Source organism: Bdellovibrio sp. HCB-162 (assembly GCF_047344985.1).
Classification (GTDB): domain Bacteria; phylum Bdellovibrionota; class Bdellovibrionia; order Bdellovibrionales; family Bdellovibrionaceae; genus Bdellovibrio.
The window spans coordinates 3,156,063-3,182,896 of the sequence record NZ_CP178861.1; the positions used below are offsets into that span (position 1 = coordinate 3,156,063).

Annotated in this window: 30 protein-coding genes and 1 pseudogene; 17 read left to right on the forward strand and 14 right to left on the reverse strand. The window is 44.5% G+C overall.

Going from position 1 to position 26,834, the window contains the following annotated elements; all coding sequences use genetic code 11:
- Window positions 1–89: 89 nt before the first annotated feature.
- The 3 genes from ACLSSO_RS15165 to rsmH are packed head-to-tail and all read right to left on the reverse strand — an operon-like array spanning window position 90 to window position 3,372.
- Window positions 90–2,069, reverse strand: a complete 1,980-nt coding sequence (locus ACLSSO_RS15165; protein WP_295899009.1) for a penicillin-binding transpeptidase domain-containing protein — start codon at window positions 2,067–2,069, stop codon at window positions 90–92.
- Window positions 2,070–2,405: a histidine kinase gene (locus ACLSSO_RS15170; protein WP_340592855.1), complete on the reverse strand. Its 336-nt coding sequence runs from the start codon at window positions 2,403–2,405 to the stop codon at window positions 2,070–2,072. It abuts the gene before it with no gap.
- A complete protein-coding gene (gene rsmH / locus ACLSSO_RS15175) occupies window positions 2,386–3,372 on the reverse strand; it encodes a 16S rRNA (cytosine(1402)-N(4))-methyltransferase RsmH (protein ID WP_295899015.1) in 987 nt (328 codons plus the stop codon). The genes ACLSSO_RS15170 and rsmH overlap by 20 nt, the downstream gene beginning before the upstream one ends.
- 184 nt (window positions 3,373–3,556) lie before the next feature.
- On the opposite strand from rsmH, the gene ACLSSO_RS15180 reads away from it, so the two are divergent.
- Genes ACLSSO_RS15180 through hpt form a run of 3 tightly spaced genes read left to right on the forward strand, consistent with a single transcriptional unit; the run spans window position 3,557 to window position 5,885 of the window.
- Window positions 3,557–4,528: a hypothetical protein gene (locus ACLSSO_RS15180; RefSeq protein WP_413943318.1), complete on the forward strand. Its 972-nt coding sequence runs from the start codon at window positions 3,557–3,559 to the stop codon at window positions 4,526–4,528.
- 21 nt (window positions 4,529–4,549) lie between these two features.
- On the forward strand, window positions 4,550–5,338 hold the full coding sequence (locus ACLSSO_RS15185) for a uracil phosphoribosyltransferase (RefSeq protein ID WP_295899024.1): 789 nt from the start codon (window positions 4,550–4,552) through the stop codon (window positions 5,336–5,338).
- Window positions 5,339–5,354: 16 nt separating this feature from the next.
- Window positions 5,355–5,885 carry a hypoxanthine phosphoribosyltransferase gene (gene hpt / locus ACLSSO_RS15190; protein ID WP_295899027.1) on the forward strand — a complete coding sequence of 177 codons (531 nt, stop codon included), beginning with the start codon at window positions 5,355–5,357 and terminating at the stop codon, window positions 5,883–5,885.
- A gap of 55 nt (window positions 5,886–5,940) precedes the next feature.
- On the opposite strand, the gene ACLSSO_RS15195 is transcribed toward hpt, so the two are convergent.
- A complete protein-coding gene (locus ACLSSO_RS15195; protein ID WP_295899029.1) occupies window positions 5,941–6,492 on the reverse strand; it encodes a TMEM165/GDT1 family protein in 552 nt (183 codons plus the stop codon).
- A 348-nt stretch (window positions 6,493–6,840) separates the two neighbouring features.
- Here ACLSSO_RS15195 and ACLSSO_RS15200 point away from each other — a divergent pair, with 348 nt between their 5' ends.
- Both ACLSSO_RS15200 and ACLSSO_RS15205 read left to right on the forward strand, forming a co-directional pair.
- A complete protein-coding gene (locus ACLSSO_RS15200; protein WP_413943319.1) occupies window positions 6,841–7,665 on the forward strand; it encodes an outer membrane protein OmpK in 825 nt (274 codons plus the stop codon).
- Window positions 7,666–7,675: 10 nt separating this feature from the next.
- On the forward strand, window positions 7,676–8,560 hold the full coding sequence (locus ACLSSO_RS15205; protein WP_295899033.1) for a DUF2608 domain-containing protein: 885 nt from the start codon (window positions 7,676–7,678) through the stop codon (window positions 8,558–8,560).
- 17 nt (window positions 8,561–8,577) lie between these two features.
- Here ACLSSO_RS15205 and ACLSSO_RS15210 read toward each other — a convergent pair whose 3' ends face one another.
- From ACLSSO_RS15210 to ACLSSO_RS15225, 4 genes are all read right to left on the reverse strand, one after another.
- Window positions 8,578–8,979 (reverse strand): hypothetical protein, encoded by a 402-nt coding sequence (locus ACLSSO_RS15210; RefSeq protein WP_295899035.1) that lies wholly within the window; start codon window positions 8,977–8,979, stop codon window positions 8,578–8,580.
- 1 nt (window position 8,980) lies between these two features.
- Window positions 8,981–9,658, reverse strand: coding sequence for a hypothetical protein (locus tag ACLSSO_RS15215; RefSeq protein ID WP_413943320.1), 678 nt, complete (start codon window positions 9,656–9,658; stop codon window positions 8,981–8,983).
- 151 nt (window positions 9,659–9,809) lie between these two features.
- Complete coding sequence (locus tag ACLSSO_RS15220) at window positions 9,810–10,511, reverse strand: pirin family protein (RefSeq protein ID WP_413943321.1); 702 nt, start codon at window positions 10,509–10,511, stop codon at window positions 9,810–9,812.
- A gap of 11 nt (window positions 10,512–10,522) precedes the next feature.
- Window positions 10,523–10,900: a DoxX family membrane protein gene (locus tag ACLSSO_RS15225; RefSeq protein ID WP_295899046.1), complete on the reverse strand. Its 378-nt coding sequence runs from the start codon at window positions 10,898–10,900 to the stop codon at window positions 10,523–10,525.
- Between the two features lie 115 nt (window positions 10,901–11,015).
- Between ACLSSO_RS15225 and ACLSSO_RS15230 the strand changes: the two genes are divergently transcribed.
- The 5 genes from ACLSSO_RS15230 to murB all read left to right on the forward strand — a co-directional run bounded on the left by ACLSSO_RS15230 (window position 11,016) and on the right by murB (window position 14,665).
- Window positions 11,016–11,891 (forward strand): LysR family transcriptional regulator, encoded by an 876-nt coding sequence (locus ACLSSO_RS15230; protein WP_295899049.1) that lies wholly within the window; start codon window positions 11,016–11,018, stop codon window positions 11,889–11,891.
- Window positions 11,892–11,927: 36 nt separating this feature from the next.
- Complete coding sequence (locus ACLSSO_RS15235; RefSeq protein ID WP_295899051.1) at window positions 11,928–12,722, forward strand: thymidylate synthase; 795 nt, start codon at window positions 11,928–11,930, stop codon at window positions 12,720–12,722.
- A complete protein-coding gene (locus ACLSSO_RS15240) occupies window positions 12,719–13,228 on the forward strand; it encodes a dihydrofolate reductase (protein ID WP_295899054.1) in 510 nt (169 codons plus the stop codon). Before ACLSSO_RS15235 ends, ACLSSO_RS15240 begins: the two co-directional genes overlap by 4 nt.
- Window positions 13,229–13,329: 101 nt before the next feature.
- Entirely contained in the window at window positions 13,330–13,635 is a 306-nt protein-coding gene (locus ACLSSO_RS15245) for a PilZ domain-containing protein (RefSeq protein ID WP_295899058.1), read from the forward strand.
- 16 nt (window positions 13,636–13,651) lie between these two features.
- Entirely contained in the window at window positions 13,652–14,665 is a 1,014-nt protein-coding gene (gene murB, locus ACLSSO_RS15250) for a UDP-N-acetylmuramate dehydrogenase (RefSeq protein WP_413943322.1), read from the forward strand.
- Here murB and ACLSSO_RS15255 read toward each other — a convergent pair.
- Window positions 14,652–15,413 (reverse strand): TIGR02147 family protein, encoded by a 762-nt coding sequence (locus tag ACLSSO_RS15255; RefSeq protein ID WP_295899064.1) that lies wholly within the window; start codon window positions 15,411–15,413, stop codon window positions 14,652–14,654. The two genes, murB and ACLSSO_RS15255, sit on opposite strands and share 14 nt — an antisense overlap.
- Window positions 15,414–15,526: 113 nt before the next feature.
- On the opposite strand from ACLSSO_RS15255, the gene ACLSSO_RS15260 reads away from it, so the two are divergent.
- The 4 genes from ACLSSO_RS15260 (at window position 15,527) to nrdD (ending at window position 19,977) form a co-directional block, all read left to right on the forward strand.
- Window positions 15,527–16,765: a M14 family metallopeptidase gene (locus ACLSSO_RS15260; protein WP_413943323.1), complete on the forward strand. Its 1,239-nt coding sequence runs from the start codon at window positions 15,527–15,529 to the stop codon at window positions 16,763–16,765.
- Between the two features lie 98 nt (window positions 16,766–16,863).
- On the forward strand, window positions 16,864–17,520 hold the full coding sequence (locus tag ACLSSO_RS15265) for a Crp/Fnr family transcriptional regulator (RefSeq protein ID WP_413943324.1): 657 nt from the start codon (window positions 16,864–16,866) through the stop codon (window positions 17,518–17,520).
- 83 nt (window positions 17,521–17,603) lie between these two features.
- Complete coding sequence (gene nrdG / locus ACLSSO_RS15270; RefSeq protein WP_295899075.1) at window positions 17,604–18,050, forward strand: anaerobic ribonucleoside-triphosphate reductase activating protein; 447 nt, start codon at window positions 17,604–17,606, stop codon at window positions 18,048–18,050.
- A 22-nt stretch (window positions 18,051–18,072) separates the two neighbouring features.
- The gene (gene nrdD, locus ACLSSO_RS15275) at window positions 18,073–19,977 is read left to right on the forward strand and encodes an anaerobic ribonucleoside-triphosphate reductase (RefSeq protein ID WP_413943325.1); all 1,905 of its coding nucleotides are present in this window, start codon (window positions 18,073–18,075) and stop codon (window positions 19,975–19,977) included.
- On the opposite strand, the pseudogene ACLSSO_RS15280 reads toward nrdD, so the two are convergent.
- Window positions 19,916–20,977, reverse strand: a pseudogene (locus ACLSSO_RS15280) (NnrS family protein); the annotation flags it as partial. The gene nrdD and the pseudogene ACLSSO_RS15280 sit on opposite strands and share 62 nt — an antisense overlap.
- A gap of 174 nt (window positions 20,978–21,151) precedes the next feature.
- On the opposite strand from ACLSSO_RS15280, the gene ACLSSO_RS15285 reads away from it, so the two are divergent.
- Window positions 21,152–22,411 carry a U32 family peptidase C-terminal domain-containing protein gene (locus tag ACLSSO_RS15285; protein ID WP_413943326.1) on the forward strand — a complete coding sequence of 420 codons (1,260 nt, stop codon included), beginning with the start codon at window positions 21,152–21,154 and terminating at the stop codon, window positions 22,409–22,411.
- A gap of 38 nt (window positions 22,412–22,449) precedes the next feature.
- Here ACLSSO_RS15285 and ACLSSO_RS15290 read toward each other — a convergent pair whose 3' ends face one another.
- The 3 genes from ACLSSO_RS15290 to ACLSSO_RS15300 all read right to left on the reverse strand — a co-directional run bounded on the left by ACLSSO_RS15290 (window position 22,450) and on the right by ACLSSO_RS15300 (window position 24,904).
- Window positions 22,450–22,890, reverse strand: a complete 441-nt coding sequence (locus ACLSSO_RS15290) for a pseudoazurin (protein ID WP_295899083.1) — start codon at window positions 22,888–22,890, stop codon at window positions 22,450–22,452.
- A 104-nt stretch (window positions 22,891–22,994) separates the two neighbouring features.
- Entirely contained in the window at window positions 22,995–24,761 is a 1,767-nt protein-coding gene (locus ACLSSO_RS15295) for a methyl-accepting chemotaxis protein (protein WP_295899085.1), read from the reverse strand.
- Between the two features lie 5 nt (window positions 24,762–24,766).
- Entirely contained in the window at window positions 24,767–24,904 is a 138-nt protein-coding gene (locus ACLSSO_RS15300; RefSeq protein WP_295899087.1) for a hypothetical protein, read from the reverse strand.
- A gap of 169 nt (window positions 24,905–25,073) precedes the next feature.
- Between ACLSSO_RS15300 and ACLSSO_RS15305 the strand changes: the two genes are divergently transcribed.
- Both ACLSSO_RS15305 and ACLSSO_RS15310 read left to right on the forward strand, forming a co-directional pair.
- Window positions 25,074–25,682 (forward strand): cytochrome c oxidase subunit 3, encoded by a 609-nt coding sequence (locus ACLSSO_RS15305; RefSeq protein ID WP_413943327.1) that lies wholly within the window; start codon window positions 25,074–25,076, stop codon window positions 25,680–25,682.
- A complete protein-coding gene (locus ACLSSO_RS15310; RefSeq protein ID WP_295899091.1) occupies window positions 25,675–25,884 on the forward strand; it encodes a hypothetical protein in 210 nt (69 codons plus the stop codon). The genes ACLSSO_RS15305 and ACLSSO_RS15310 overlap by 8 nt, the downstream gene beginning before the upstream one ends.
- Here ACLSSO_RS15310 and ACLSSO_RS15315 read toward each other — a convergent pair.
- Window positions 25,843–26,817 (reverse strand): COX15/CtaA family protein, encoded by a 975-nt coding sequence (locus ACLSSO_RS15315; RefSeq protein WP_413943328.1) that lies wholly within the window; start codon window positions 26,815–26,817, stop codon window positions 25,843–25,845. The two genes, ACLSSO_RS15310 and ACLSSO_RS15315, sit on opposite strands and share 42 nt — an antisense overlap.
- Window positions 26,818–26,834 lie beyond the last annotated feature (17 nt).

Consider the following 26,834-nt stretch of genomic DNA (forward strand, 5'->3'; position numbering starts at 1 on the left):
ACTCAGAAGAGGCTCTGCAAGCTTGTGACCAGAGATAAAAACCCTGCGAACCCCTTGACTTCTTATCATGGGATCCGAATTGCGAATTTTTATTTTAAAATGACGGTGACTTCTTTGCTCTCAGGAAGTGGAGAGCCGACATTCGGAGAGACTTCATTGACTGTGCCCTGACCGACGAATTTCACTTTGATGTCTTGACCGTTGATACGACGAAGAACTTCACGTGTTGTCATATTCATAAAGTTAGGAACCGTTTCCCCTGTGGCAACCTCTGTGACCTTATCAAGCTCTGCCGCCGTTAAGACTTCCTTCGGTTGAACTTTTGGAGAAGGCTTTGTTTCCGCTGCGATCTTACGAACTTTCGGATTCACGGTTGATTCCTCTGCCATCGGAAGAGGCGCGATACCTTCTTTGCGAACGGCGTAAGAAGCCATGCGCGAGAATAGAGGCGCCGCCACCGTCGCACCATAATAAGCTTTTCTTGGAGAATCCACTGCGATGTAAATTACAAACTTTGGATCGTTCGCTGGAATAAAGCCACCGAAGCTAGAAACGTAGGCACCTTTAAGATAACCACGTCCATTCGGATTTACTTTTTGCGCCGTACCTGTTTTACCACCGACCATGAAACCATCAACACGCGCATTTCCACCGGTTCCGCCTTTTGTTGTCACACCCACAAGCATTGCACGCATTTGCGCTGCCTGCTCCGGAGTCAACACACGACGAATCGGCTTCACAGGAGTTTCAGTTAAAATTCCTGTCTCTGCATCACGGACAGATTGAACGATGTAAGGCGTATTTAAAACGCCCCCGTTCGCAATCGCTGCAAAAGCATTGGCCATTTGCAAAGGCGTGACAGAGATACCGTGACCAAAAGAAATATTACTTAACAAGTGCTGACGCCAAGGAAGCGCCTGCACCATGCCGCGCGCTTCACCCGGAAGATCTGCACCCAGTCTTTGACCAAAACCAAAATCCAAAAGACCTTGACGAAGACGATCCGCTCCCATTTTGAAAGCGATCTTCGTTGTTCCGACGTTCGAAGACACCGCGAGGATTTCTGAAACTGTCAGGTCTTCAAATTTTTCTTTGGTCTCAGCTTCTCTGATAATACGGTCGCCGACTTTGAAGCTTCCTTTTTCACAATAAAACTTTGTATTGGGTTGCACCAAAGAATCGCGAAGTGCTGAGGCAATCACAAAAGTTTTCATTGTCGAACCTGGCTCAAAAGCATCCGTCACGATTTTATTGCGACGATGTTCCGCCTGTGCTTTGCCTGCTTTATTCACATCAAACGTCGGAGCTGAAGCCAGCGCCAAAATCGCCGATGTTTTCGCATCCAAAATAACACCGACCGCATGATCGGCTTCAAAAGTGGAAACCGCGTTGGCAAGTTCACTTTCAAGACGGTACTGAAGCTCTGAATCCACTGTCAGGCGAAGTTCATTCCCCTCTGGATTTTCAATAAACATAAGACCATCGTTGATAAGAGGTCTTCCGCGCGCATCACGTTTTACAGAAACTTTCTTTTGATTGCCTGCAAGAATTTGATTGTAACCAAGCTCCAAGCCTTCAAGCCCTTGACCTTCACTGCCTAAGAATCCCAAAGTTTGCGCGAGCAAAGTTTCGTTCGGATAAACACGGCGCCACTCTTCAACAAAAGAAAGACCGCGCATCTCCCATGATTTGATTTCATCGGCTTTATCTTGTTCCAGCATTCTTTGAATCCACACAAAACGACGGCTGCCGTCTTTGATTTTTGCGTAAACGGATTCATAAGATTGATTTAAAACTTTTGATAATTTTTTTGCCGCGAGTTTTCTATTTTCTAAAATTTTTGGATCGGCATACAAAGAGTACGCGGTTGTCGACATCGCGAGATCACGACCATTGCTGTCAACAATCGCTCCCCGGCGGGCTTGCAATGTCACTTTGGTTTGAAACTGACGATTCTGCAAAGAGTTCAAACGATCATTCGGCAAGAACTGCAAATAACCCGCACGCAAGATCAGCATTGACCACAGAGTTAAGATACCTACAAAAATAACAACAATACGTGATTTCAATTACAGATCCTTTTTCGCGATACCTTTGTTCACAACTTTATCCACTTCTTCTGAAAGGGCTCCGCTCAGATGAATGATCTGATTGGCCTGAACCTTTTTAAGAGTGAATTTTTGTTGAGCGACGCTGTCGAGCAACTGCGGACGCGTGATCTTTGCCAGAGCGATTTCTTTCACGCGTTTTTCTTCCCACACTTTTTTATGTTCGCGAGTGAGCTTAAGAACGCTGTAACCCATGCGGCGTTCTTCCATCTGCAAGAAGACGATGGAAAACAAAGTTGCGATGATAAGTAGAATACTGAAAAAAGGCTTTAACTGCCTAAAGTTTTCCGAGCTCATCCTGAGCACTCCTCTCGAAGATTCTTAGCTTCGCTGAACGCGAGCGAGAATTTCTGTCACACTCTTCCTGAGTGGGAACAATTACTTTTTTATTCACAGCTCTTCCAAGATTCTCCGAACCTTTGAAGATGTTTTTCACGATACGGTCTTCCAGCGAATGAAACGAGATCACAGCCAAACGACCGCCGGGATTCAAAGCGTTGATCATCGCAGGGATCGCCTGCTCAACCACTTCCAGCTCTGAGTTCACCGCCAATCGCAAAGCCATAAAATATTTCGTCGCGGGATGAAAGCCTTTGATTTGCCATCCGTCCACGCGCTCAATAAGACCCGCAAGTTGTTTCGTTGATTGAAATGCTTTTTCTTTACGATCATGAACGATCGCGCGCACGACACGAGCCGGGCGATGGACTTCGCCGTACTCTTTGAAGATTCGAATGAGTTCTTCCTCAGAAGCCGTATTAATTAGCATCTCAGCCGTCAATCCTTGTTGCTGATTCATTCGCATATCTAAGGGGCCATCGTGATAAAAACTAAAGCCTCGGTCCGCCTGGTCCAACTGCGGCGAACTCACACCTAGATCTAAGAGCATCATATCAAAGTTTTTTAGATTATGTTCTGAAAACTGCGAGAAATTTCCATGTATTACGTTTAACTGGCCCTTCTCGACATCAGTCTGGAATTTTGTTTTTGCGTGATCGATGGCAGCTAGATCTTGGTCCATGACCGTGGCCTTCATCTGGGGGATCACATATCTCATCGCGGAGTAGTGACCACCACGCCCAAAAGTTCCATCAAAGTAGGTTGCATTTTCCTTTTGTCGATAGGGATAAAACGCGGCGAGCACTTCTTGAAGCAAAACAGGATAATGTTCAGGCGAAAACTCGAAAGGAAGCTCGACCTTGGGCGGGATAAAATCTTCGACAATTTCAATTCTCTCACCTGATTTCGGTTTGTACTTCTTCATTTCTATCCTCACCCGCGGATTCACAGTATGAATTATTCTATTGAGCGTCAAGTCGCTTTGCCTTAACCTATTTCTAAGGCTTTTTCGAATATTTAAAAGGATTTGAATTTCGATGTTAATCAACTGTCCACGTTGTGGGTTTCAACAACCTAAAGACAAATACTGCGCGCAGTGTGGCGTTGACATGGAAAACTTCAAACCTGCCACTCCACCTGCTTGGAAACGAATCGTCGGCAACCCGCTAGTTCAGCTTTCTGTTTTAGTTATTGTCGCTGGCGGCGTCGGAATCACCCTTTATCAAAAAGGCCAACAAAATCTTGAGCGTCGCGTAAGCTACCTTAAATCCACGGTGCAAATTAATTCGACCAATAACCCAGCCCTGGCAGATATTGCGGAATCCGCTCCTGCAGAAGAAACGCCGACGGCGGATCAAGCTTCACAAACACCCGAGTCTCCTCAAGACGGAGCCGACGGTGTTGTAACGGCTTACAAAGTAGCGGCTCCAAATGCGGCACCCACAGCGGGACCGTCCCCGACATCAGCGGCACTTGACGATAAAAACAAAGACACAAGATCTTTGGCAAAAACCGGAAGCCCGCATTTGGTGGTTTATTATGCGGAAGTTTCGCGTGGAAGTTTGAACGGTCTTTATGCTGCCAGCCGCAGCACGGGTCAGTTCATGAATTTTAACGATTACTCAGCGGGCATTGTTCCGAGCATTCGCCGTTCCTTATCAGCAGCGCAAACAAAAATTCTTCATAAAGAAGACCGTCCTTTGGATAATTCAAAAACACTGCAATGGTCTTACGGTTTGAAAGATCGCAGAGACCCTTCGGTGGAAATTGGCCTGACGACTTTCTTTGAACTTAGCGAGATGGACAATAACAACTTGCGCGGCAATTTAGAAATCCAAAGAACCTGGAAAGAGCCTTCGGCTTCAGGAACTTTAGAGATTCAAAGAAAATCCTTCCCCGCGATTTTTGAAATCGGCGGAGACACGGGATTTTTCATGGCCGGCGTTTTGCCTCCGCAATCAAATTTGGAAAATGAAGACGAACTCACCGCTATTGATGTTTTTAAGATCTTACGCTCTCCTCAATTCAGATCTGGAGACAGCGAGCTTGTGATCTTTGTCGAATTCGAAAAAGGCAACTAAGACATAACCAAAGGTATTCCCATGGCATTTCAACAAGAGTTGAGTCACCTCTATGGGCCTCAAGTGCATATCATTGATAATCCGTTTTTAAGCGGGCTTTTAGCGCGCTTGTGCTCCCCGGGTTGTTATCAACCCGAAATCAATCGCATCGTGGAAGTTCTTTACACGCATTTGATTTCGGTCACCGTGAATAATGAATTTGATATTGAGCACTTTGAAGAACCCACTCGTATGACCGAGCTTCATCCCGATAAGAAACTTAAAGGCAAGCGCATTGCTTCTCATCAAAAAGCCGTGAGCATTAATCTTGCGCGTGCCGGGACTTATCCCAGTCATATTTGTTATAACTTTTTACACTTTGCCCTGCCCGCTCAGAACGTTCGCCAAGATCATATTTTTGCGGCCCGCGTGACGAACAACAAAGACATGGTCACAGGAGCTGAGTTCGGCGGAATGAAAATCGGGGGCGACGTACAAGGGGCTCATGTGATTTTTCCGGACCCTATGGGGGCCACGGGGAACACGATGGTGACCGCCGTTTCCCACTATAAGACGCATATTCAGGGGCCTGCTAAGAAATTTATCGCCTTAAACCTCATCGTCACCCCCGAGTATTTGAAGAATGTTCTCACTGTGCACCCTGACGTCGTGATCTATGCCTTAAGACTTGACCGAGGGCTATCGCCTCAGGCAGTTTTAGATGCAACTCCGGGCCAATATTGGGATCAAGAACGCGGTTTGAACGACAAACACTATATCGTTCCAGGCGGCGGTGGTTTCGGTGAAATCATGAACAACTCTTTTGTGTAGAGATGGAGACGTTACTATGACAAATCTTTCACTTAAACCCTACATCACTGAAGAAAAAATTCAGCAAAAGGTTAAAGAGTTGGGCGCGACTCTTTCAAAGAAATTCAAAAACGAAAAAGTCGTTGCGGTGTGCGTACTGAAAGGCTCGTTCATGTTCTACTCTGATTTGATCCGCAACATCGACGCCGACATCACTTGCGAATTCTTCGGCGTTTCTTCTTACCACGGCGGAACTTCTTCTTCTGGTGAAGTGAAAGTGACTTTGGATTTAGCAAGCCCGGTTGAAGGTTGCCACGTTATTCTTGTTGAAGACATCGTAGATACGGGTCTTACAATGAACTACCTAAAAAACTCTATCTTGTCTCGTAAACCTAAAAGCCTCACGACAATCGCTTTGCTTGAAAAGCCAGACGCTTTGAAAGTGAAATGCGATCTTGATCACGTGGGTTTCAAAATCCAAAACGAATTCGTTGTGGGTTACGGCTTGGATTACCAAGGCTACTACAGAAATCTTCCTTACATCGCGCAAGTTCAGAACTTCCAATAGTTTGATCGCAAATGAAGATGTAAAAAGGGAGCCGATGAAGCTCCCTTTTTTATTTTTAACGCATCAAAATTCCTACGCCGAAAATCATATAGAGCAAAGAAGATCCGTAGTTGATCCACTTCATGGGAATCTTCTGTGTGAGTCTTTCCCCAAACACAACGGCGAGTCCGTCAGAGAATAACATTCCTAAAGTCGTTCCCATCGTCACTAGAGTGAGGTTTTGATATTTTGCCGCCAAGGCCACCGTTGAAAGCTGCGTTTTATCTCCGATCTCGGCAAAGAAAAATAGAACCGTCGTTGTCCAAAAAGCTCCCCAGCGCATATTGTCTGGATTGGAATCATCCTTATCAGGAATTAAGATCCACAAAGCAAAACCAAAGAAGGTGATCGCTAAAGCCCAATCCAAATAGTGTGAAGGTACCTGTGAGGAAATCCACTGCCCGAGCCACGCTGCGAGCGCATGATTAAGAATGGTCGCAGCTAATATGCCGCCCATCACGTGCCACGGTTTTTTAAACTTCACGGCTAAAACCAAAGCTAAAAGTTGCGTTTTATCGCCCATCTCTGTGGCTGCGACTAACAAAAAAGAATTTAAAATTGCTTCCATTCGGGAGCCCTCACTTTGAAAAAACCGTGGGGCTCAAAAAGAAAACGAGACCACACGGTGTTTGTTGTTAAAAACACGCGTGTTAGTCTCGTCGACAAGGGGGACCTTGCACTTAAACCGGAGTTCATCACTCAGTATGTCGGCTTAAGTCAATTTGGAGAAATTGCGACTACTCCCTAACTTGCCCTGAGAAATAAACAGTTCTGGCGGGCGAGTCAATAACTCCTCCGTGAAAAGCGCTGCAAAATGGTAAATCGGCCATTTTTTCATTGTCTTAACGAGGAATTTTCTGTTTTATGCGGCCTCAAGAGTTCCCCATCAAAAATTGTTTATTCTGGAGAGTCGCGAATGTTCCGAGTTTCTTTGTGTACGCTTGTTTTGAGCCTTGGCCTTCTTGTTAGCTGTTTCGCTCACGCTGCCACTATTTCTGACGACGATATTCATAAAAATGACTTCAAATGGTTCCAATTCAATTTGATGAGAAGCATCGATAACAAGATTCCATTCGGAAACCAGCAAGATACTTATTTTGAAATGGAATTCGGTGGACGCTCTGGAGTTTTGGATCTTTACGGTTACTTGGATGTCTTTGACGTTTTTGATTCTCACTCAGACAGTGACCGTCATGCAGGAGATAATTTCTTTTTCAAACTCGCTCCCCGTTTTTCTTTAGACTACATGACCGGACATGATCTATCTGCGGGTCCTATCCAAGAGTGGTATCTTGCGACTCTTTTCAATGTCGGCGACCGAGCGCTTTTTGAACAGTACGTGGGTATCGGAACGGACATTCAAGTTCCTTGGTTTGGCAAAGTGGGTGCGAACTTAATGGCCCGCTATGTGCGCGAAAATTTCGGTGCTGCGAATGAAAGAGAATGGGATGGTTACATCCTTTCGACAAATTGGTTCACGCCTTTTTATCATTTCGAAAATAGTTTTATCTCTTATCAAGGTTATCTTGATTACAAGTTCGGGGCGAACAGACTCGCGGATTCCAGCAACTACTCTGATACGTCTTTGGAATGGTTCAACGGTCTTTACTGGCACTCCAAACGCTATGCCGCCGGTTATGGTCTCAAACTTTATAAAGACATGGCCCTGCTTAAAGACGGCGGTTTTGCTGGCGAGACATCCGGCGTAGGTCACTACTTTTCATTAACGTACAAATTCTAGAGGAGGATTTATGAAGTCAGTTTTGGTATTTCTTCTCAGTTTCGCGTTCCTGCTTCACTCGGAAGCGTCGGAAAAAGTGCAAATCAAAAGCATGCAAGAAGTCGTGCAAAAAGTGGAAGAGCTGAAAAAGCAGTACACAGCTCAAGAAATTCTTGTGGTCTTTGATATCGACAACACACTTCTTACAACAGAAAAAGATCTGGGCGGAGACGCTTGGTTTTCTTGGCAGGAAGAAAAACTCAAAAACAATGACACTCAAGATTTGGTTGCGAAAGATTTCGATGGTCTTTTGCGCGTGCAAAGCTATTTGTATGCTTTAAGCCAAATGCGCGCACCTGAAACGATGTCGCCAAATATGGTGCGCCTGTTTCAACAACAAGGTCACCCCGTGTTCTTGCTGACATCTCGCGGACCTGAATATCAAAACTTCACACAAAGAGAATTAGCGCGTGCGGGATATGACCCTTCATTGACTTCACCGGGTCCTGTCGGTGGCTATGTCAGCCGTTTTCTTCCGATTCAAACGGATAAGCCAGCAGAGTCTTGCTTAACTCCGGAAGAACTGACGACGTGGGGAATTAAAGATTCCAAACCCTCTGTCTATGAAGACGGTGTTTTCTATACAGCCGGTCAACACAAAGGGGCGATGCTTCGCTCGATTCTTTGCAAAACTAAGAAATACTATCCAGTGATTGTTTTTGTCGATGATACAGAAAAACACGTCGACCGTGTTTTGAAATCTTATGAGGCTTACAACGTGAACGTGATTTCCATGCGCTACGGCGCGATGGATGCTCAAGTTCAGAATTTTAAAAACTCAGACAAGCGCGAAGTGATTGAAGATTGGTCTAAGATGAAATCCGTCTTGGAAGATGTTTTCGGTCGTGCGTTCTAAATAAAAAAGAGCCCTTTCTAGGGCTCTTCTCCTTTTTCCATCAGCTTGTTGGCGATCTTGATTTGATCTTCCAAACTCTTACGAGCTTCTTTAGGAAGAGTGCCTAAAGCCTCTTTAAATTCTTGGGGATATTCTTTTTGCATATCCGCCAAGTAAGGAGCAAGCTCCTGACGGTCGTCACTGTTTTCCATAAGTACTGCTGTTTTTACAATCACAGCCAGTTCTTGTTTGCGCACGGCCTTGTCCTTAGAAAGCTGCACTTGGCTGATCAGTTTATTGAAATTATCGTAAGCCTTTTTTTCATCTTCTTCATAAGCTTTCGCCATTTTATCGACTTGCTCACAAACGTCGCAGGCTAGAGAAGCTTCCGCTCTTACAAAACCCATCATAATTAAGAGGATAACAATCATTGATTTCATATTACTGGCTCCCCGATTTGCTTCTAGAAGACGGTGGTCTATGCGTTTTGTAACTCACACTGCTATTTGGACACTGGCTCAGTGGAGCACTTCTAATTTTATCATAGTGAGGAACATAACATCCCGTTAAAATTCTTCGCCCTGGCATTGAGTCGTCCATCGACATGGAACTTGAATAAAACGAGTGGTACATTCCTTCATCGCCAACAACTTCGATATGGCCATGGATGTCGCCCGGCAATTTTCTATACCCTGGAGCGCCCACACCTTTATAAACTCGAACAGCTCCTGCCTTGTTACAGCTCGACATATCTTGGATAAATCCCATTTTTAAAAGGTCTCCGCCCGCATCTTTCGCAGATCCCGAAGAAAGAATACCGCGAACACAGGCAAGGTCTTTCCCAAACGCATCGGCAATGATTTGTTTTACGGCACGATAACAAAGAGCGCCTTTTTCTTTAAGACGTCCGGCCCCTTCACTCGCACTTTGCGCAAGCTTCAACATATCCGTTGATGGCTCTGAACTTGACGGCGTAAAAGAAGATGTCGTGTTACCTTGAACATAAGTAGTCTGCGGGTAATCAATCACGACAGGTTTTCTACGCGAGAACGCAAAAGTGGCGGTGGATAAAAAAGAACAAGCGATTAAGAATCCAAGTAAAATTCTAAAATGTGGCATAAACCTATTTTAGAATGTGAGCCCACAACTGTGTCCAGTGCATTTCGAAAAACTAACATTAGTCTAGTCTCGAAAGATCACTGGGTGGACTTCAGCGCGGAATTTCTTGGAATGATCTCAAAACGAGACGAGGCCCTACGAGCCTCATCTGTTACTTCAAATCAAAAAGAAGGAATTCAGTTTCTTTGTTGGCTTTGAATCTGAGCAGCTCTTCATCCTGAACCGCCATTCCATCGCCGGAGGACATCACTTTTCCATTCACTTCAAGCTCGCCCTCTGCCAACTGAACCCAAGCTCCACGGCCTTTGCGCAGTTTAAATTCTTTTTCCATACCTGGTTCAAGAACAGAGACATAAAGATCCGTATCTTGATTGATCATTTGGCTGTTTTCACGACCGTTTTTGGAAACGATGAGCTTTAGTTGATTCAACTTTTGCTCCCGCGTGAAAGATTGCTGTGTGTATCCAGGTTTTGCACCACTCACATCAGGCATGATCCAAATTTGAAAAAGCTGCAGGTCTTCGTCGGGGGAAGGGTTGTACTCGCTGTGACTGATTCCTGTGCCAGCGTGCATGGTTTGAACTTCGCCCGCCGTGATTTCACCTACATTGCCAAGGCTGTCTTTGTGCGCGACTTTGCCTTTTAAAACATAGGTGATGATTTCCATGTCACGGTGAGGATGCGCCGGGAAACCCGCTCCTTTGGCGATCCAATCTTGATTGATCACACGTAAATCGCGAAATCCCATGAATTGAGGATCATAGTAATCGCTGAACGAAAACGTATGGCGTGATTTCAACCAACCACCAAACTCGGCATAACCTCTTTCGTCTGATTTACGCAGATACATCATAAACTCTCCCTTTAGCCTCGTTTTAACAAAGGCTTGTAACTATCAAAGTAAGTAATTCCTAAGAATACATTGAGCACTAAAATCAAAATTGCAAGCCCCGCTCCCGCTGGATCAAGAACACCGTGATAAAGCATGATGTTTAATGTAATCGGCGCAATCACCACAAGCGCAAGAGGCACAGCGATGTTAAGCAACAGCAAAATGCCCACCACAATTTCGGTCACTTTTAAGAAAGGAAAGAAATAGGGATTGGCCATCAAGCCCGAAAGAAACTTAAGCCCCGCTTCTGGTGGCGGTGGCTGCGGAAGAAAATGGAAAAAGAAATTCAGTCCGAAAACCACCCATAGAAGACCGAAGATCAAACGTGCTGCTAGTTTTGCTTTGTTCATTGGAAAACTCCTTATTTGTTATTCCTTATGTCCCTTAGTATATAAAACTAGACGATCTAAAAAAATTATAAGTTTTCTATTAACATGATCTAATTTTTAGATATACTGTGACGGTATGACTTTAGATCAACTGCAAGTTCTGCAAACCATTGTGACCACCGGGAGCTTTCGAGCGGCTTCCCAAGAACTGCATCGCGCGCAAAGTGCTGTGAGTTATTCCATTCGTTCTTTAGAAAACGAATTGGGCTTTAAAATTTTCAATCGCGATCAATATCGCCCGCAGCTCACTCCTCAAGGTCGTTCTTTTCTAAAGAAGGCCGATGATCTGATCTTTCAATTCAGTGAGTTGGAAGAAACCGCGGAGTTTTTAAAAAGAGGACATGAACCAATTCTCCGTTTGGCCGTCAGCGCTCTGTGGCCCCTCCCGTCTTTGGTCAGCGCGCTGAAGGAGTTCACTTCTCGGTTTCCCCAAACGGAGATCAAAATCATTCATGATATTCTTAGCAATGATGAACAACTCTTGGAGGATCGTGCGGATTTAGCTCTGGGACATGTCTACAACGATTCAAGTCTCTTGATCACGGAACCGCTTTTTGAAGTTGCGATGATCGCCTCTTGTGCCGCCACTCATCCGTTAGCCAAACTTCGCGGAAAAGCGACAGATGAAATGCTGGGAAAATATCCACAAATCATCATGTCGACCACTCTGAAAAGTTCAAAACGGTCCGGTGGCATTGTGAATATGGATAACGTGATCAGTGTTCAGGATTACGCTACGAAAAAAGCCTTTCTCGTCGGTGGATTGGGCTGGGGATTAATGCCTGAGCACGTGATTCACGAGGAAATCAAGGAGAAAACCCTTGTGACGTTGCCGCAAAAACAACATCGCTCCAAGGTTCACATTGCGCGTCACTCTCAGAGAGAGTTGGGCCCGTGCGGTAAATTCATCTGGGACTACTTTTCAAATAGACAAAAAAAGAAGCTCAAATAAAATAACAATCATCTTATGTACCTCCCGAGGTGATCTATGAAGCAATACCATGATTTATTGAAAGCAGTTCTTGAGAACGGCGTAAAAAAAGAAGACCGCACTGGCACGGGCACGATTTCGATGTTTGGTTATCAGATGCGCTACAACCTTCAAGAAGGATTTCCTCTTTTAACGACTAAAAAACTTCACACGCGTTCGATCTTTCATGAGCTTTTGTGGTTCCTAAAAGGCGATACGAACGTCAAATATCTTCACGACAACAAAGTGACGATCTGGGATGAGTGGGCTGATGAAAACGGCAACTTGGGTCCCGTTTACGGAAAACAATGGCGCTCTTGGGAGACAGCCGACGGTCGCACGATTGACCAAATCTCAAACGTCGTAGAGCAGATTAAGAAAAATCCAAATTCTCGTCGCTTGTTGGTGGTGGCTTTCAATCCTGGCGACGTGGATAAAATGGCTTTGCCTCCGTGCCACGCCTTTTTTCAATTTTACGTAGCTGACGGAAAACTTTCTTGCCAGTTGTATCAACGAAGCGCGGATATTTTCTTGGGCGTGCCGTTCAATATCGCAAGCTATGCGCTTCTTACACACATGATCGCGCAAGTTTGTGATTTGCAGGTTGGCGACTTTGTTCACACATTGGGCGATGCCCATCTGTACTTGAATCACTTAGAACAAGCGCAGTTGCAACTGACTCGTGACTTCCGCCCACTTCCGCAATTGAAGTTGAATCCTGATAAGAAAAATCTTTTTGATTTCACTTATGAAGATATTGAAATCGTGGGCTACGATCCGCATCCTGCGATCAAAGCACCGGTGGCTGTATGATTTTAACTCATGTCGTAGCCTGCTCTGAAAATCATGTGATCGGGACACAAGGAGGTCTTCCTTGGAATATTCCCGAAGACATGAAGTTTTTCAGAGACACCACAAAAGGCCACATCATGATTATGGGAAGAAAGACGTTTGAATCTTTCAACGGTCGCGCTCTTCCCAACCGTTATCACATAGTGATTACGCGTGATCCAAAGTCACAAAGCTTTCCGTCGACAGAATCAAGTCCCGTGGTCTTTGTCTCTTCCATTGATGAAGCTATCGCTCACGCCAAACCTTTAACCCCGAAATGGGGCGATGAAGTGTTCGTGATTGGTGGTGGAGAGATCTACAAACAGATCATGGATAAGACCGACAAAATCTATCTAACCCTGATCCACAAAGAGTTTGCGGGCGATACCTATTACCCGCAAATTGACGAAAAGGTATTCACTCTGACTGAACGTCGTGATGTGGAATCGACTGTTCCGTTTTCATTTCTCACGTACATTCGCAAGTAGAGTCTAGATTTCAGTCTCATTCTGAGAAATCTACAGTTTAGACTCTACGAACACGATTTTTTTTCCGAGAATAGAGTCAAGACACGATCCTCGGAGTGAGTATGAGCACAGCAAAGCGCTACAAAACCAAAGAAACCGCTCAGGTCGAAGTCTATGGCCACATTGGCATCCTTGTCGCCAATCTTAAAAACTTGTCTCAGACAGGTGCTTTCCTTGAAGTTTCTCAAGGTGATTACGTGCCTCAAAAAGGCGATCTTTTAAATCTTACTGTTAATTTGACGTCTCTTCGCCGCACCCACAACGTGGCCGCAGAGGTTGTTTGGAGTAAGGGTTTGGGACTTGGCATTTGCTTTATCGGCAAAGAGCAGGTTCTTGAAAGAATGATGGCAAAAGGGACCTCCTTCTAATAGAATCTGTTCTGTCATGCAGATTCACACAAACAAAGATCTTAGTTCATTAAACACTCTTCAACTGCGCTCTCAAGCAGAGCACTTCGCGGAACTGCATTCTGAACAAGACGTGCGTGATATTCTGAACGATTCTTCCCTGCGCAAACTTTCCTGGAATATTTTAGGCGGAGGAAGCAATCTTGTTTTACCTGCCACTGTGCGAGGGCTTGTTTTAAAGGTTGCAAACCAAGGAAAAGAGTTACTCGGCGAAGATCACGAAGCTTGGTATGTGAAGGTGCAAGCCGGTGAAGTTTGGCATGATTTTGTGCAATGGACTTTGCAACAGGGTTATTGGGGATTAGAGAATCTTTCTTTAATTCCTGGAACAGCCGGGGCCGCCCCGATTCAAAACATCGGCGCTTATGGCGTTGAAGTCAAAGACATGTTGTGGGAAGTTGCATGTCTCGATTTACAATCTGGCGAGAACAAAGTTTTTTCCAATAAAGAATGTCATTTCGCTTATCGTGATAGTTTCTTTAAGCAGGAAGGTGCGGGTCGTTATCTCGTGTGGAGTATGACCTTCCGTTTACCTAAGAAGAATGTTTTGCATTTAGAGTACGGCGATATTCGTAAAGAACTAGAGCGCCAACAACTTGTTGCCGAGCCACGCACGATTGCCAATGCGGTGATTCATATTCGCCAATCCAAACTTCCTGATCCGAAGGTCATTGGCAATGCTGGAAGTTTCTTTAAAAATCCGATCGTTTCTAAAGATATGCGCGACACTCTTTTGCAGTCGCACACAGATCTTGTCAGTTTCCCTTATCAAAACACGCAATTTAAATTGGCAGCGGGCTGGTTGATTGATCGTGCTGGTTGGAAGGGTAAAAAATTAGGCCCGGTGGGAATGTATGAAAAACAAGCCTTGGTGCTTGTGAATCATGGTGGGGCTTCTGCCGATGATGTTTGGAAACTTGCAAATCAAGTTTCCCTTGATGTTAAAAATGCTTTCGGTGTTGAAATCGAGCCCGAACCTATTCGTTGGTAGACTCCGAATCCGTCGTTCTTATTTCTGTGAGAGGAAATAAATTAATCGTTAAACTGTAGACTTCTTTTTTAGGACCGTCTTCTAAAAACTCCGCCAACTTACGACGGAATTCTTTGATCTTTTCATTGGCTTCTTTGATTTTTTCTGGAGTCGTCGCCACCGTAACAGACGAATGATTGCGGAAAGGTGGAGCAATTGTTTCCATGGCTTCCATGGATTTTTCCAGTTTACGTCGTTCATGGTGAGATGTGGCACCTGTCGTTTTAGCAACCACACGAGAAGAGGTGCGTTCCATGCCACCGTCTTCAGAAATTTTCACTAGATCGTGATCTTGAAGAATTTTAAAACATTCCTGCACACGACTAAGAGAAATTCCCAAACGCTTGGCAATCCAGTTCATATCGGGTTCAAAGTCATCGGTGCGCATGATATTTAAAATCGCCAAATTTTCCCAACAGCGCACATGCAAGCCTTCATTATCCGCCAAGACACGGATGCTATTCACCTTGCGCGCTTTTGTCGAAATCAACGAATACAACTTGCGTTTTTCTTGAAGATTGAGTTTGAGGGCTTTCACGATTTTCTCGGCATAGAAATCACTCAAGGCTCTTTTATCGTGCACAAGCTCGTTCATTCTCCCCGCCGAAATTCCCACCATAGCGGCAAAGGAACGCAAAGAGATCTGTGGATTTTCCGCGCGAAGTTCCGCAAATTTCACTTTTAAAAACTGCCCGACTGTTTCAGCCATAAAAACCCCTGGACTTTAGCCCTAACGTACTGACCTAAGACTGTACGTCAACATGAATCCGCCTCAACATAAAATATTCCCTGACACTTGTCAGGACCCAAGGAGGGGTTTTTATGAAAATCACCAAGCTTCTCGCGGTTGCGGGATTTCTGGCTTTAGGTTTCCTGCCTATTCACAAGGCCTACACGGAAGATACGACACAATATTGGATGAAGATTCGTGCGGAGGATAAATTCCAACGAACGCTGATCGCCAATACCGGCGTCTCTATTGAAACAACCCGCGAAGATTTCGTGGTCGGTATCGGAAGCCTTGAAGAAAAGAATAAAGTCGAGGCTTTGGGGCTTTTGGAAGTCAGCTTCCCACTGACGGCAGAGATGGATTTCCCTTCTAAAGACGCCGCTTTTCATAACTATGCGGAGATGACCGACAAGCTTCGCTCTTTAACAAGCCAATACTCACAAATTGCACAGATGTCCTCTATTGGAAAAACATATGAAGGACGCGATATCTGGGTTGTGCGTATTTCCGGAGATCTTGCTCATGCGGATTCTTTGCCTGCGGCGATCTTTATGGGCGGTCACCATGCGCGTGAACATCTTTCGATTGAACTTCCTCTGTATTATATTGAATATCTTTTAACGGAATATGCGAAGGGAAATCCCCGCGTTCAGCGCCTTGTGAATGGCCGTGATATCCATATCATTCCTATGGTGAACGCAGACGGTGCTGAGTACGATATCTCTACAGGCAGCTATAAATCTTGGAGAAAAAATCGCGCGAAAAACAATGATGGCACTTACGGCGTAGATCTCAATCGCAACTACGGTTACGGCTGGGGCGGCGGTGGCGCGAGCACAAGTCCCAACAGCGATACATTCCGTGGGCCAAATGCTTTCAGTGAGCCTGAAACTCAAGCAGTTAAAAAGTACGTTGAGGATCATCAGAACATCACAATCCTGCTTTCATTCCACACGTTCTCGCAGTTGATTTTGTACCCTTGGGGGCACGTTTATGACAGCATTGCCAACGCTCGTGACAAACAAGTCCATGAAACAATGGCTAAGAAAATGGCCGAGTGGAATGGTTACACTCCAGAGCAATCTTCAGATCTTTACATTGCCAGCGGAGACACGACAGATTGGTCTTACGGGGAGCATAAGATCATTTCTTTCACTTTTGAACTTGATCCCGCCAACAGTGGCTGGGGATCAGGTGGTTTCTATCCTGGCGCTCAGGTTATTCCTGAGGTTCAAAGAAAGAATTTAGAACCTGTCCTTTATTTGATCGAGTATGCAGACAATCCTTACCGCGTTATTGATTCAGGATCCGGCCCTATTTTTAAGCCTTAGTCCACCCGGGGGGAGGATTTTTGCCTCCCCCTTTTTTTGGCCTTTGATCTTCCTCCGGAACGTAGCACAACAGTGCTATAGTAAAAGGGGAGATCCAAATGAAAGACAAACCTACCGACAACTGTCCTATTTGTTCGACTCAAGAAGAAAAAATCACAGAACAAATCATTCCTCTTTTACAGTTAAAAAAATTCCCTAAAGGCGCCTTGATCTTTGAACAAGAATATCCTTCTTCTGGTCTTTATCTGATTCGCAAGGGATCTGTTAAAATCTTCAAACTCTCCCCTGCCGGAAAAGAAATGTTGATTGAAATCTTAGGTCCGCAAAAAACGTTCGGCGAAGCGGGTCTTCTAGGACAAGACAAAAATACGGAAACCGCGATGAGCGCGGAAGAGTCCGAAATATTTTTTATTCCTAAATCAGAACTGCAAAATGTTTTAAATAAAAATCCGCAGCTTTATCAATCCGTCGTTCAAGCGTTGATCAGATGGATGGACAAGCTTCACATGGTGATTGAAAACATCAGTCTTTCTTCTGCACGTGATCGTGTTTGGACTTATCTTTGTCGTCTTCAACAGGAACAGAATCGTCCCATTATCCAACTCGGTGGTAAGAAACATGAAGTCGCTTTGATGCTGGGCCTGCGTCCTGAAACGTTCTCGCGTACCTTGGCTGAACTTGAAGCCGAAGGACTGATTAAAATGAATCACAAACAGATTCAATTCATCGACGCGACAGAAAAACACAACCTATAGTGATGCCGATCATTCTTTCCTACAATATTTAGTGATAGGTTCTAAAATAACGCTACCGTCATAGTTATCAAGGATTGATAACTATGAACATCTATCGTTACGACATCGTCTTTCAGGAAGTTCCCAACCATATCTCTTTGGCATTCTACGTCTGCGGATGTCCTCTGCGATGTCCTGGTTGCCATTCTCCGGAACTTTGGACAGAGAAAACCGGTGTACCACTGACCATGTCATTTTATCGAACTTTGCTTTTGCAATATCAAGGCAAGGCCGACTGCATCCTCTTCCTGGGTGGAGAATGGCATTCCCGTGAACTCGTTGAATTTTTAAAAGAAGCTCGCGCTGCAGATTTCAAGACCGCTCTTTATACCGGTCTTGACGATGTAACAATAGAAATCAAATCCCATCTGACTTTCTTAAAAACTGGTCCATGGCGCGCAGAGCTTGGTGGACTTTCTTCGCCCACCACCAATCAGATCTTTCGAGATCTCACAACAAACACAGTTTTAAATCACTTATTTCAACCCTGAATTCAAACAAAGGAGCACACACATGATTCGTCTCAGTCCAGAGCAAATAAGAAATAAAATAGATTTTATCGAAGGTTATCTGAAAGCGCAGAATGCCGCAGAAGGTTCGCGCCTTGATGCCAATGCCAATGTCACTCATAAAAATATTGCGACTTTGGAGGCGGAAATAAATAAGGACATTAATATTCAGATCAATCGAGCTTTGGTTTCAAATAAGATTGCTGATTTATTTGGTTCTGACTTAGCGCGCGAATACATTCGTCAAATCGAGTCCCATGAGATCTATGTGCATGATGAAACTTCTCTAAAACCTTATTGCGCTTCTATTTCAATGTATCCTCTCTTACTAGAAGGATTGAAAGGTCTCGGCGGTGAATCCAAAGCCCCACAGCATCTCGAAAGTTTTTGCGGATGTTTCGTGAATTTAGTCTTTGCCGTTTCCGCGCAATTTGCCGGAGCCGTGGCGACAGTCGAGTGGCTCATGTATTTTGATCACTTTGCCCGCAAGGATTACGGTCCAGAGTATTTGAAAACCCACACGAAAATTATCAACAATCACTTGCAGCACGTTGTTTATGCTTTGAACCAGCCAGCAGCGGCCCGTGGCTACCAGTCTGTTTTTTGGAATATTTCAGCTTATGACGAATATTATTTTAAATCTCTCTTTGGCGACTTTGTATTTCCAGATGGCGAAGTTCCTTCTTGGGAAAGTGTGAAGGCTTTGCAAGCTCACTTTATGCATTGGTTTAATGACGAACGAAAGAAAGCTGTTTTGACCTTTCCCGTGGTAACGGCAGGAATGCTGATTGAAAACGACGAACCTAAAGACAAAGAATTTGCGATGATGTGTGCAAAGGAACTTAGCGAAGGCAATAGTTTCTTTATGTATATGAGCGAATCCGCAGACAGTCTTGCCAGCTGTTGTCGTTTGCGCAATGAAATTTCAGACAATACATTTAGTTATTCGTTAGGTGCCGGGGGGGTTGCCACAGGATCCATCAATGTCATTACCATTAATATGAATCGACTTGTGCAAAAAGGTCTTGATCTGAAAGACACGGTTCAGAAAGTGCAAAAGTATCAAGTCGCTTATCGCACTTTGATGCAGGAGTATCTCGAAGCGGGAATGCTTAGTGCGTATTCATCAGGATTTATCACCTTAGATAAACAGTTTCTCACCATCGGAATTAACGGCATGACGGAAGCGGCAGAATCGCAGGGATTACGCGTGCAAAATAGTGCCGAGTACAAAGACTTTGTTCGCGAAAAGCTCAAAGTCATTTACGACGAAAATCGTAAAGCGCGCGAAACATATGGCTATATGTTCAATACCGAATTTGTTCCAGCTGAAAATCTGGGTGTTAAAAATGCCCAGTGGGATCGTAAAGAGGGACTTTTTGTTCCACGCGATTGCTACAATTCGTATTTTTATGTGGTTGAAGATATGAGTATCAACGCTCTTGATAAAATGGAATTGCACGGAAAAGAGATGATGCAATATCTTGATGGCGGATCGGCTTTGCATTTGAACTTAGAAGAAAAATTAAGTGCGGAAGGATTTTACAAACTTTTGAAAGTCGCGGCTCGTTCCGGTTGCAACTACTGGTGCGTGAATGTGAAAATCACTATCTGTAATGACTGTGACTTTATTGATAAGCGGACTTTGTATCGCTGCCCTGAGTGTCACAGTGAAAATGTCGATCATGCAACACGAGTGATCGGCTACTTAAAAAGAATTTCAGCCTTCAGTGCCGCACGCCAAAAGGAAGCAGCACAGAGGTACTACCATACTAAGGAGTCTTCACTCGCAAAATCTTCGGCAAGAAAAGATAGCCCCACACCAAAAGTCCCAACGTCCATGTATAAGCCGCATACAAAAGATGGGATTGATAGATATGTGGAGCAAAACCCGCCGACAAGCGTGTGAGCCCCGCGAATGCAATCAACAGAGCTCCAAGGAAAAGACCCTTGGAGTTCTGCTCCCACTGCAGACCGTGATGGCCGTGAGATAAGCTGACTCGAACCGCCACCATGAATGTCATCAGTGCAAGGCCCGAGATGTACACAACGTGAAGCAAGTGAATACGATAGTCAGGGAAAAAAGCAATTCCCCACTGGGCCACAACGATGAACCACGCTGACCCCCAAAGCCACCAACTTTGAAAGGCACGACGTTGCGGAAATTTATAAATCTTCCAGAAAAAGAAGGCGATGAAAGTAATAACTCCCGCCCGCAAAAACTGCCCAATAACATTCAACCCCGTGACTTCCAGAACATAACTGCCTAAAAACAACACCGCCAAAGAAACAAATAACTTAATCCTTGGTGCCATTTTCTTTTGTTCGGTAGGTAGTGGCGCCCACCCCAAAAGAGCTGGAACCAAACGACTTCCCACGCCCAAGACAAGACATAGAACATAGGCTTGAAGAGACAACAAACGCGCAAATGTGTAGACATCACTATGAATGTTGAACACTTCACCCAACATCAAGATGAGACTTCCTAAAAAGCCCGCACCCAATCCAAATCCGACAAACAAAAAAGAATCTGGAGGATTGTTTTTGCGTGAGAAAAAACGGCGAGCCATATATGTAATTAGAAAAATAAATACTGCGACCACAGCTACGTAAAAATAAAATTTACTGCGCGGTATGAGACTTAAAAACAAAGTCGCAATCAAAGTCAGAGAAATTCTTTGCTCCCACTTTGTCGGACCAAAACTCGCAGTAAACTTCGGGGCCGCAGTCATTAAAAATCCACAGACGAAACAAAGGAAAAAACCTCCCGTCATAATCTCTGGATGACGAAGTCCCGGATAAGAAACCACATTCCAGGGAAAAAGAATCCACAAAAAAACTCCCCATATTCCAAAGGCCCAACCTGCGGGGAAAAAATATCTATAGCCGTCTATCTGAGTCGTATTCATAATGACCTCGCATCTATTCGTCCTTTTACAACATAGCAGACCCCTTCCTAGTTCGTCTTTGATCAAGATCAAGAAATAAAAACTCCTCCACCTCCCTGGCGGATTTTAGGATGCCTCCCTTGCACTCTGACAAGCGTCCCCTTAAAACTACCTGCCTATTAATGGAGACCAACCATGACTCCCGAATTGCTAATGCCTGCGGGCTCTCTTGAAAAATTAAAATACGCCTTTCACTATGGTGCTGATGCCGTCTACGTGGGCGTACCTTTGTTCAGTCTGCGTGCTCGAGAAAACGAGATGACGTTCGAAGATCTTCAACACGGCATCCAGTTTGCCCGTGAAAATGGGAAACAAATTTATGTCACGGCCAATATTTTCGCGAGAAATTTGAAACTGAAATCATTTCGAGAGAATTTTAAAAAATGGGTCGAGCTAAAACCCGATGCTTTTATTATGAGCGATCCGGGACTTATGATGATAGCCAAGGAAACAGATCCCAATGTCAATATTCATTTGAGCGTGCAAGCCAACTGTATGAACTGGCAAAGTGTGAAGTTCTGGCAGCAGCAAGGAGCCTCACGAGTCATTCTTAGCCGCGAACTCCGTCTGGAAGAAATCAAAGAAATCCATGAACGAGTTCCTGATATTGAACTGGAAGCATTCGTACACGGTTCTATTTGTATCGCTTACTCAGGCCGCTGTTTGCTTTCTCATTATATGAGTTACCGTGATGCCAATCAGGGCGTATGCGACAACAGTTGCCGTTACGGCTACAACATCCATAAAGCGGAAACAAGCAAAGAAGAAGAATATTACCTCGAAGATCTGCGCAACAAAGGACAGTTCTATCAAATTGATGAGGACGAAAACGGCACCTACATTATGAACGCCAAGGATCTTTGTGTGATCGAGCATCTTCGGGAGCTGCGTGATGCGGGTATCTGCTCCTTCAAAGTGGAAGGGCGAACTAAATCCCTTTATTATGCTTCGATGGTTGCTAAAATTTATCGTCAGGCCATTGACGACATGGCCGCCGGAAAGGACTTCGACCGGAATCTTTTGCTCGAACTTTCAAAAATTCCCAATCGCGGTTATCACAAAGGATTTGTCACCGGGAATTTAAGTTATCACTCTCAAGAGTACCGTCATTCAACATCACGTCACTACACGCAAAGATTCGCCGGCGTTGTTCTTGGTAAATCTGAAAATTCAGATTTTTTAAAAGTTGAAACCCGCCACCGGTTGCGCACCGGCGATGAAGTGGAAGTTATTTCTCCACACAAAATACAGAAAGCTGTAGTCGGAAAAATTCTAAATACAAATAGAGAACTTGTTCCTCAGGCTGGCGGTGGTGGTTTGGTCTTTGATCTGGAACTTCCCGTGGAAGCTGCCCCGAATTCTTTAGTCAGTCTGATTGAGCACTCAGGGGGATGAGGCAATCCCACCTGAGCGCCTTCCCGGACGGGAATTTTTTATTTTGCCTGTGCAAGATATTTATCAAGGCGATCTTTGTTCATCGCAAACTGCTTCGACATCTCTTGCGCTTTTGTTTTTACTTTGTCCAAGTTTTTCGCACTGCCAACTTGAATGACGCCGACCATAGCCATCGGAAGATGGGCTTTACATTCAAATAAGTAAAGACCTTCTTCTTTCATTTGCACCGTGAATGCTTTTCCGGAAGGACTGCTCCACGGTTTGATTCCTTGGGGAGTTTCAACAGAGGAAACGTCGTGACCCGCATCAGTTGGGATAAACTTAACGCTGTCCCCTTTGTTGATCTTCAAATAACCCGGCTCAAAAACCATGATGCCGTCTTTACCGTTGTTGAGCATTTTAACTTCGTGAACGGCCGCTTGTGCCCAAACCCCGGAGAATAAAATTGCCGCTAATACTACTTTTCTAAATTCAGTCATAAATGACTCCTTATATCTGCATGTCATGCGATTCATGATCTCTGCTCTGTTAAATAAATTATCAACGATTCATTTCTTAGAATATGATGTCGGTCATGAATGACTCAGGCCCCCTCTACAAGACCAGTCAAACCAATCGCGAGATGCTCTATACTGTCCGTTTGCTGTCTCATTTGCCCCGCAAAAGCGGAAACCTCTTCGGCCGCTGAAGCATTCTGTTGCGTAGACGAATCAAGTTCATTCATGGCCTTACTAATCTGTTGAATACCCACCGCTTGCTCTGAGCTCGCGGCTGCGATTTCAGTGTTGATCTGAGAAATGTCGGAGATGATTTTGACGATCGTCTCTATCGATTCCCGGCTGAGTATAGCTCGGTGAACTCCATCTTGAACTTTCACAGAACTTTCTTTGATAAGCGTTGTAATGTCTTTGGCGGCGGAAGAACTGCGCAATGCCAGCGCACGTACAGCGTCGGCGACAACGGCGAAACTCTTTCCTTGTTCGCCGGCTCTTGCAGCCTCCACGGCGGCATTCAAGGCCAACAAGTTTGTTTGAAAAGCAATATCCTCGATGACGTTAATGATCTCTTCAATCCTGTCAGAACTTTTAGAAATGTCTTCCATCGCCAGAACAAGAGTTGCCACCTGGGCTTTTCCGTTTTCAGCCGCCTTAAATCCTTCTTCTGAGATATTTGCTGCATGCTGGGCTTTTTGTTCATTTTGCGTCACAATGCTATTGATTTCTTCAATAGACGCAACCACCTCTTCGAGAGCACTTGCGGAGTGCACAGAACCGTTGGCCACCTGTTGGCTTGCGGCATTTAACTGTTGTCCTCCAGAAGCGATGGTCTCTGCCGCGTGCGAAAGGTCTTCTACAGCGGAGTGAAGAGATGTTGTTAGGTTTCGAATGATTATCACACCCAAAATTGAAATTAAAATAACAATTCCTAAAAGAAAGGCCAGCGTAAGAAAGAATAAGTGAGAGGCGGAAGACCGCAGCTCTTCGACTTTTTTATTAACGCTATCGACTTCAAAGGAAACAACCGCGCCAAGGGCATTTAACGACGAAGTGATAGATTCATAGAATTGCGCGGGGTCTTCTCCGAAGTGGCCTTCTGCGGCCCGACTGACGACTTTGGCGTAGGTTTGTTCTACTCGCAGCCAAGCAGGGGATTTCCGAAAATCGTCAAGTTGAGTGCGTGCAGCTTCAGAGACAACCAGGTTCGGGGCTTCTAAATTGACGCTGATCCCGCTTCGTAAAGATTCCAACTTGGAAATATCTTGGATCGTTATAGGGCTATCCGCTGCCAACGTATTCAAAAGATTAGCTCTTAATCTGCCTCCGTATTCTTTGGCCATCTCCAAAATCGTAAGACTCAGAAAATTCATTTCAACGCCATTTAACGACTGATCTGTAGCGACTAATACGTCCAGTTTGATCAGGAGGCTGATTAGTCCGGTGATTTCTTTTGTGGCGTCAGCGGCGCTAATAGATTTGGTCCTTACTGAGCCTCGCAGTTTCTCCAACCCTGCTCGAGTTTCTTTCAACACGGACTCCGATGATTCTTTGGATTGAATTTTATCGACTTGCTCTTGAACTGCACGCCATTTTGAATCGACAATTTCGATTTGGCTGTTCAACTCATCTTCATGAATTTTTCCTGCGAGAAACAAAGAATTCTTGGCTCGTTCAAGCTGCACCTGATGGAGAAGCTCTGAATTCTTCTTTATCAAAGTTCCGTTTTCAGTAATAGCTTGTGCTTCTTTGAAAATTCGCCAATGGGAATTTAAATAAAATGTGCCATAGACAATACAGGCAAGCATTGGAACAAGAACAAGTCCGATTATTTTTAACCTTAAACTAAGTTTCATATTTACTAACCGCCAACTAATATAAGACCTATGGCACAAGCCCCGCAAATAACCATGGAACTACCTACAATTCCAATGGCAGCTCCCGCGACCATCACGGTTCCCAGAACATTTCCTACGATGACATTTTTAAACGTTTCCATTTTGTCTCCTTAAAACTGTCTCTATTTAATCTGCTAGGCAGATTGAGAAACATGATCTGAATCAAAAACGCGACCGTCCCCGATAATGTTTTTTATTTTTCATGATCTCCGTCATGCAGATCCAGAATAAGACTTTCCACCCCCATTTCATTTTTGCGATAGTCGTCGCATGGAAACTTCTGACTCTCTCGACAAAAAATTTTCTTTTGAAGAAATTTTCAATCCTCCCGGTGGATTTTTGATGTGGCTGGTTGTCCTCATGGAAATCTTTATGTTCGGCGCTCTTATCACGATTGTTGCCAGGTACCGGCACTTCAACTTAACAATCTTTCAAGCAGAGACGGGACATTTGCATTTACGCGATGGTTTGATATTCACCCTGAGCCTTTTACTCAGTGGATTTCTTGCAGCTGAAGGAGTGCGATTTTATTTTGCTGATCAACGTCGCAAAAGCTTTTTCTACTTTATTGCCAGCACTGTATTTGGTCTGAGTTTTTTAGTTCTCAAGATTTTAGACTTTGTAAGCAAATCTGAACTGGGCCTGGGAATCGAGAAAAACGATTTTTGGCAATATTATTGGCTCTTGATGGGATTTCACTTTTTGCACGTCATGGTGGGTGTCTTTATTCTTTTATCCATTTGTCTTGGAATTTATAAAAACAAATTTGAAGATGCGGAGTTTTCCGTCCGTGGCGGAATTCTTTTCTGGCATATGTGCGACATTGTCTGGTTGATTATCTTTCCACTTTTCTATTTAGGAGGAACCCTCCATGAATAAAATCGTTTTCGCTCTTTTGTTGCTGTTTCTGGGAATGGGGCTCTGGTTCCCCACAGTCAAATTCGCTCTGTTTCTTGCTTTGATCAAAGTTCTTTTAGTGGCCTTTTTTTACATGGAGCTGCTCCATGCTCACATCGCATGGAAGCTTGCAAGTACGGGATTATTGCTCGCGACCTTCGCCGGCTTGTTTCTTTTTATTTAAATATCTTAAATAGAAAAACAAACTCGCTCCCAAAAGCTGATGAAGTGTCGCAATGGCAGGTGGAATCATTAACACCAGCGTTAGGACGCCTAAGAAAAACTGCGCGATGATTAAAATCGAAATCGGATAAATCTTTTTCCACCACGAATAAAAGGCGGCGGCCAGTAATATCCATGCTCCCATCCGGTGAAAGAACTGAAGATTGATTTGATTGTAAAAAAAGTTTTCCCACAGACTAGGAAAAATAACAAAGCGGACTGGCAACCATGTGTCGCCTATTTTAGGAAATGTATTGTAAATATACCCGGCGCGGCTGCCTGCCACCAATGCCCCTAAAGCCATTTGTGCCAAACAGAGCCAAGAAAGAGCTTGCACGAAGCTGCGAGAGCGCACAGATAGGTTATGGCTCTGTTGTTGTTCCTCTGCAAGCCATTGAGCCAGATATCCCAGAATCACACAAGCCCATATAAAGTGAACCATCAACCGAAAATGGCTGACCCGGGGAACTTGCACCAAACCGCTTTTCACCATGTACCATCCTAAAAAGCCTTGAATGCCGCCTAAAATTAAAAGACCAAAAACTTTCCGATGATGTCGCTTTTCTAATTTTCCAGATAAGAACAATAAACCGTACGGAACAAGAATAACGAAAAGTAGAGAGCGTGCGACCAGTCGATGAATAAACTCCCACCAAAAAAGAGTTTTAAACTCATCAAGAGTCAATGAAGGGCGCGATTTGAAATCCGGATATTGTTGGTAGTTACTGAATTCATGAACCCATTGACTTTCATTGAATGGCGGGAAAATTCCAGAGACAGGTTTCCACTCCACAATGGACAGACCCGAGCCCGTCAGTCGGGTCATAGCTCCGATCCCCATAGTTGCCAATAGCAACGAAGCTATAGAAATTATCCAAATCTGCCGGAATTGCATTCTGTCTTACCTTTCAT

What these genes read in the sequence shown, in the direction of transcription:
- ACLSSO_RS15170 (WP_340592855.1), bottom strand. Translation starts at nt 2,405, where the DNA reads ATGAGCTCGGAAAACTTTAGGCAGTTAAAGCCTTTTTTCAGTATTCTA.
- rsmH (WP_295899015.1), bottom strand. Translation starts at nt 3,372, where the DNA reads ATGAAGAAGTACAAACCGAAATCAGGTGAGAGAATTGAAATTGTCGAA.
- ACLSSO_RS15180 (WP_413943318.1), top strand. Translation starts at nt 3,557, where the DNA reads ATGGAAAACTTCAAACCTGCCACTCCACCTGCTTGGAAACGAATCGTC.
- ACLSSO_RS15185 (WP_295899024.1), top strand. Translation starts at nt 4,550, where the DNA reads ATGGCATTTCAACAAGAGTTGAGTCACCTCTATGGGCCTCAAGTGCAT.
- hpt (WP_295899027.1), top strand. Translation starts at nt 5,355, where the DNA reads ATGACAAATCTTTCACTTAAACCCTACATCACTGAAGAAAAAATTCAG.
- ACLSSO_RS15195 (WP_295899029.1), bottom strand. Translation starts at nt 6,492, where the DNA reads ATGGAAGCAATTTTAAATTCTTTTTTGTTAGTCGCAGCCACAGAGATG.
- ACLSSO_RS15200 (WP_413943319.1), top strand. Translation starts at nt 6,841, where the DNA reads ATGTTCCGAGTTTCTTTGTGTACGCTTGTTTTGAGCCTTGGCCTTCTT.
- ACLSSO_RS15205 (WP_295899033.1), top strand. Translation starts at nt 7,676, where the DNA reads ATGAAGTCAGTTTTGGTATTTCTTCTCAGTTTCGCGTTCCTGCTTCAC.
- ACLSSO_RS15210 (WP_295899035.1), bottom strand. Translation starts at nt 8,979, where the DNA reads ATGAAATCAATGATTGTTATCCTCTTAATTATGATGGGTTTTGTAAGA.
- ACLSSO_RS15215 (WP_413943320.1), bottom strand. Translation starts at nt 9,658, where the DNA reads ATGCCACATTTTAGAATTTTACTTGGATTCTTAATCGCTTGTTCTTTT.
- ACLSSO_RS15220 (WP_413943321.1), bottom strand. Translation starts at nt 10,511, where the DNA reads ATGATGTATCTGCGTAAATCAGACGAAAGAGGTTATGCCGAGTTTGGT.
- ACLSSO_RS15225 (WP_295899046.1), bottom strand. Translation starts at nt 10,900, where the DNA reads ATGAACAAAGCAAAACTAGCAGCACGTTTGATCTTCGGTCTTCTATGG.
- ACLSSO_RS15230 (WP_295899049.1), top strand. Translation starts at nt 11,016, where the DNA reads ATGACTTTAGATCAACTGCAAGTTCTGCAAACCATTGTGACCACCGGG.
- ACLSSO_RS15235 (WP_295899051.1), top strand. Translation starts at nt 11,928, where the DNA reads ATGAAGCAATACCATGATTTATTGAAAGCAGTTCTTGAGAACGGCGTA.
- ACLSSO_RS15240 (WP_295899054.1), top strand. Translation starts at nt 12,719, where the DNA reads ATGATTTTAACTCATGTCGTAGCCTGCTCTGAAAATCATGTGATCGGG.
- ACLSSO_RS15245 (WP_295899058.1), top strand. Translation starts at nt 13,330, where the DNA reads ATGAGCACAGCAAAGCGCTACAAAACCAAAGAAACCGCTCAGGTCGAA.
- murB (WP_413943322.1), top strand. Translation starts at nt 13,652, where the DNA reads ATGCAGATTCACACAAACAAAGATCTTAGTTCATTAAACACTCTTCAA.
- ACLSSO_RS15255 (WP_295899064.1), bottom strand. Translation starts at nt 15,413, where the DNA reads ATGGCTGAAACAGTCGGGCAGTTTTTAAAAGTGAAATTTGCGGAACTT.
- ACLSSO_RS15260 (WP_413943323.1), top strand. Translation starts at nt 15,527, where the DNA reads ATGAAAATCACCAAGCTTCTCGCGGTTGCGGGATTTCTGGCTTTAGGT.
- ACLSSO_RS15265 (WP_413943324.1), top strand. Translation starts at nt 16,864, where the DNA reads ATGAAAGACAAACCTACCGACAACTGTCCTATTTGTTCGACTCAAGAA.
- nrdG (WP_295899075.1), top strand. Translation starts at nt 17,604, where the DNA reads ATGAACATCTATCGTTACGACATCGTCTTTCAGGAAGTTCCCAACCAT.
- nrdD (WP_413943325.1), top strand. Translation starts at nt 18,073, where the DNA reads ATGATTCGTCTCAGTCCAGAGCAAATAAGAAATAAAATAGATTTTATC.
- ACLSSO_RS15285 (WP_413943326.1), top strand. Translation starts at nt 21,152, where the DNA reads ATGACTCCCGAATTGCTAATGCCTGCGGGCTCTCTTGAAAAATTAAAA.
- ACLSSO_RS15290 (WP_295899083.1), bottom strand. Translation starts at nt 22,890, where the DNA reads ATGACTGAATTTAGAAAAGTAGTATTAGCGGCAATTTTATTCTCCGGG.
- ACLSSO_RS15295 (WP_295899085.1), bottom strand. Translation starts at nt 24,761, where the DNA reads ATGAAACTTAGTTTAAGGTTAAAAATAATCGGACTTGTTCTTGTTCCA.
- ACLSSO_RS15300 (WP_295899087.1), bottom strand. Translation starts at nt 24,904, where the DNA reads ATGGAAACGTTTAAAAATGTCATCGTAGGAAATGTTCTGGGAACCGTG.
- ACLSSO_RS15305 (WP_413943327.1), top strand. Translation starts at nt 25,074, where the DNA reads ATGGAAACTTCTGACTCTCTCGACAAAAAATTTTCTTTTGAAGAAATT.
- ACLSSO_RS15310 (WP_295899091.1), top strand. Translation starts at nt 25,675, where the DNA reads ATGAATAAAATCGTTTTCGCTCTTTTGTTGCTGTTTCTGGGAATGGGG.
- ACLSSO_RS15315 (WP_413943328.1), bottom strand. Translation starts at nt 26,817, where the DNA reads ATGCAATTCCGGCAGATTTGGATAATTTCTATAGCTTCGTTGCTATTG.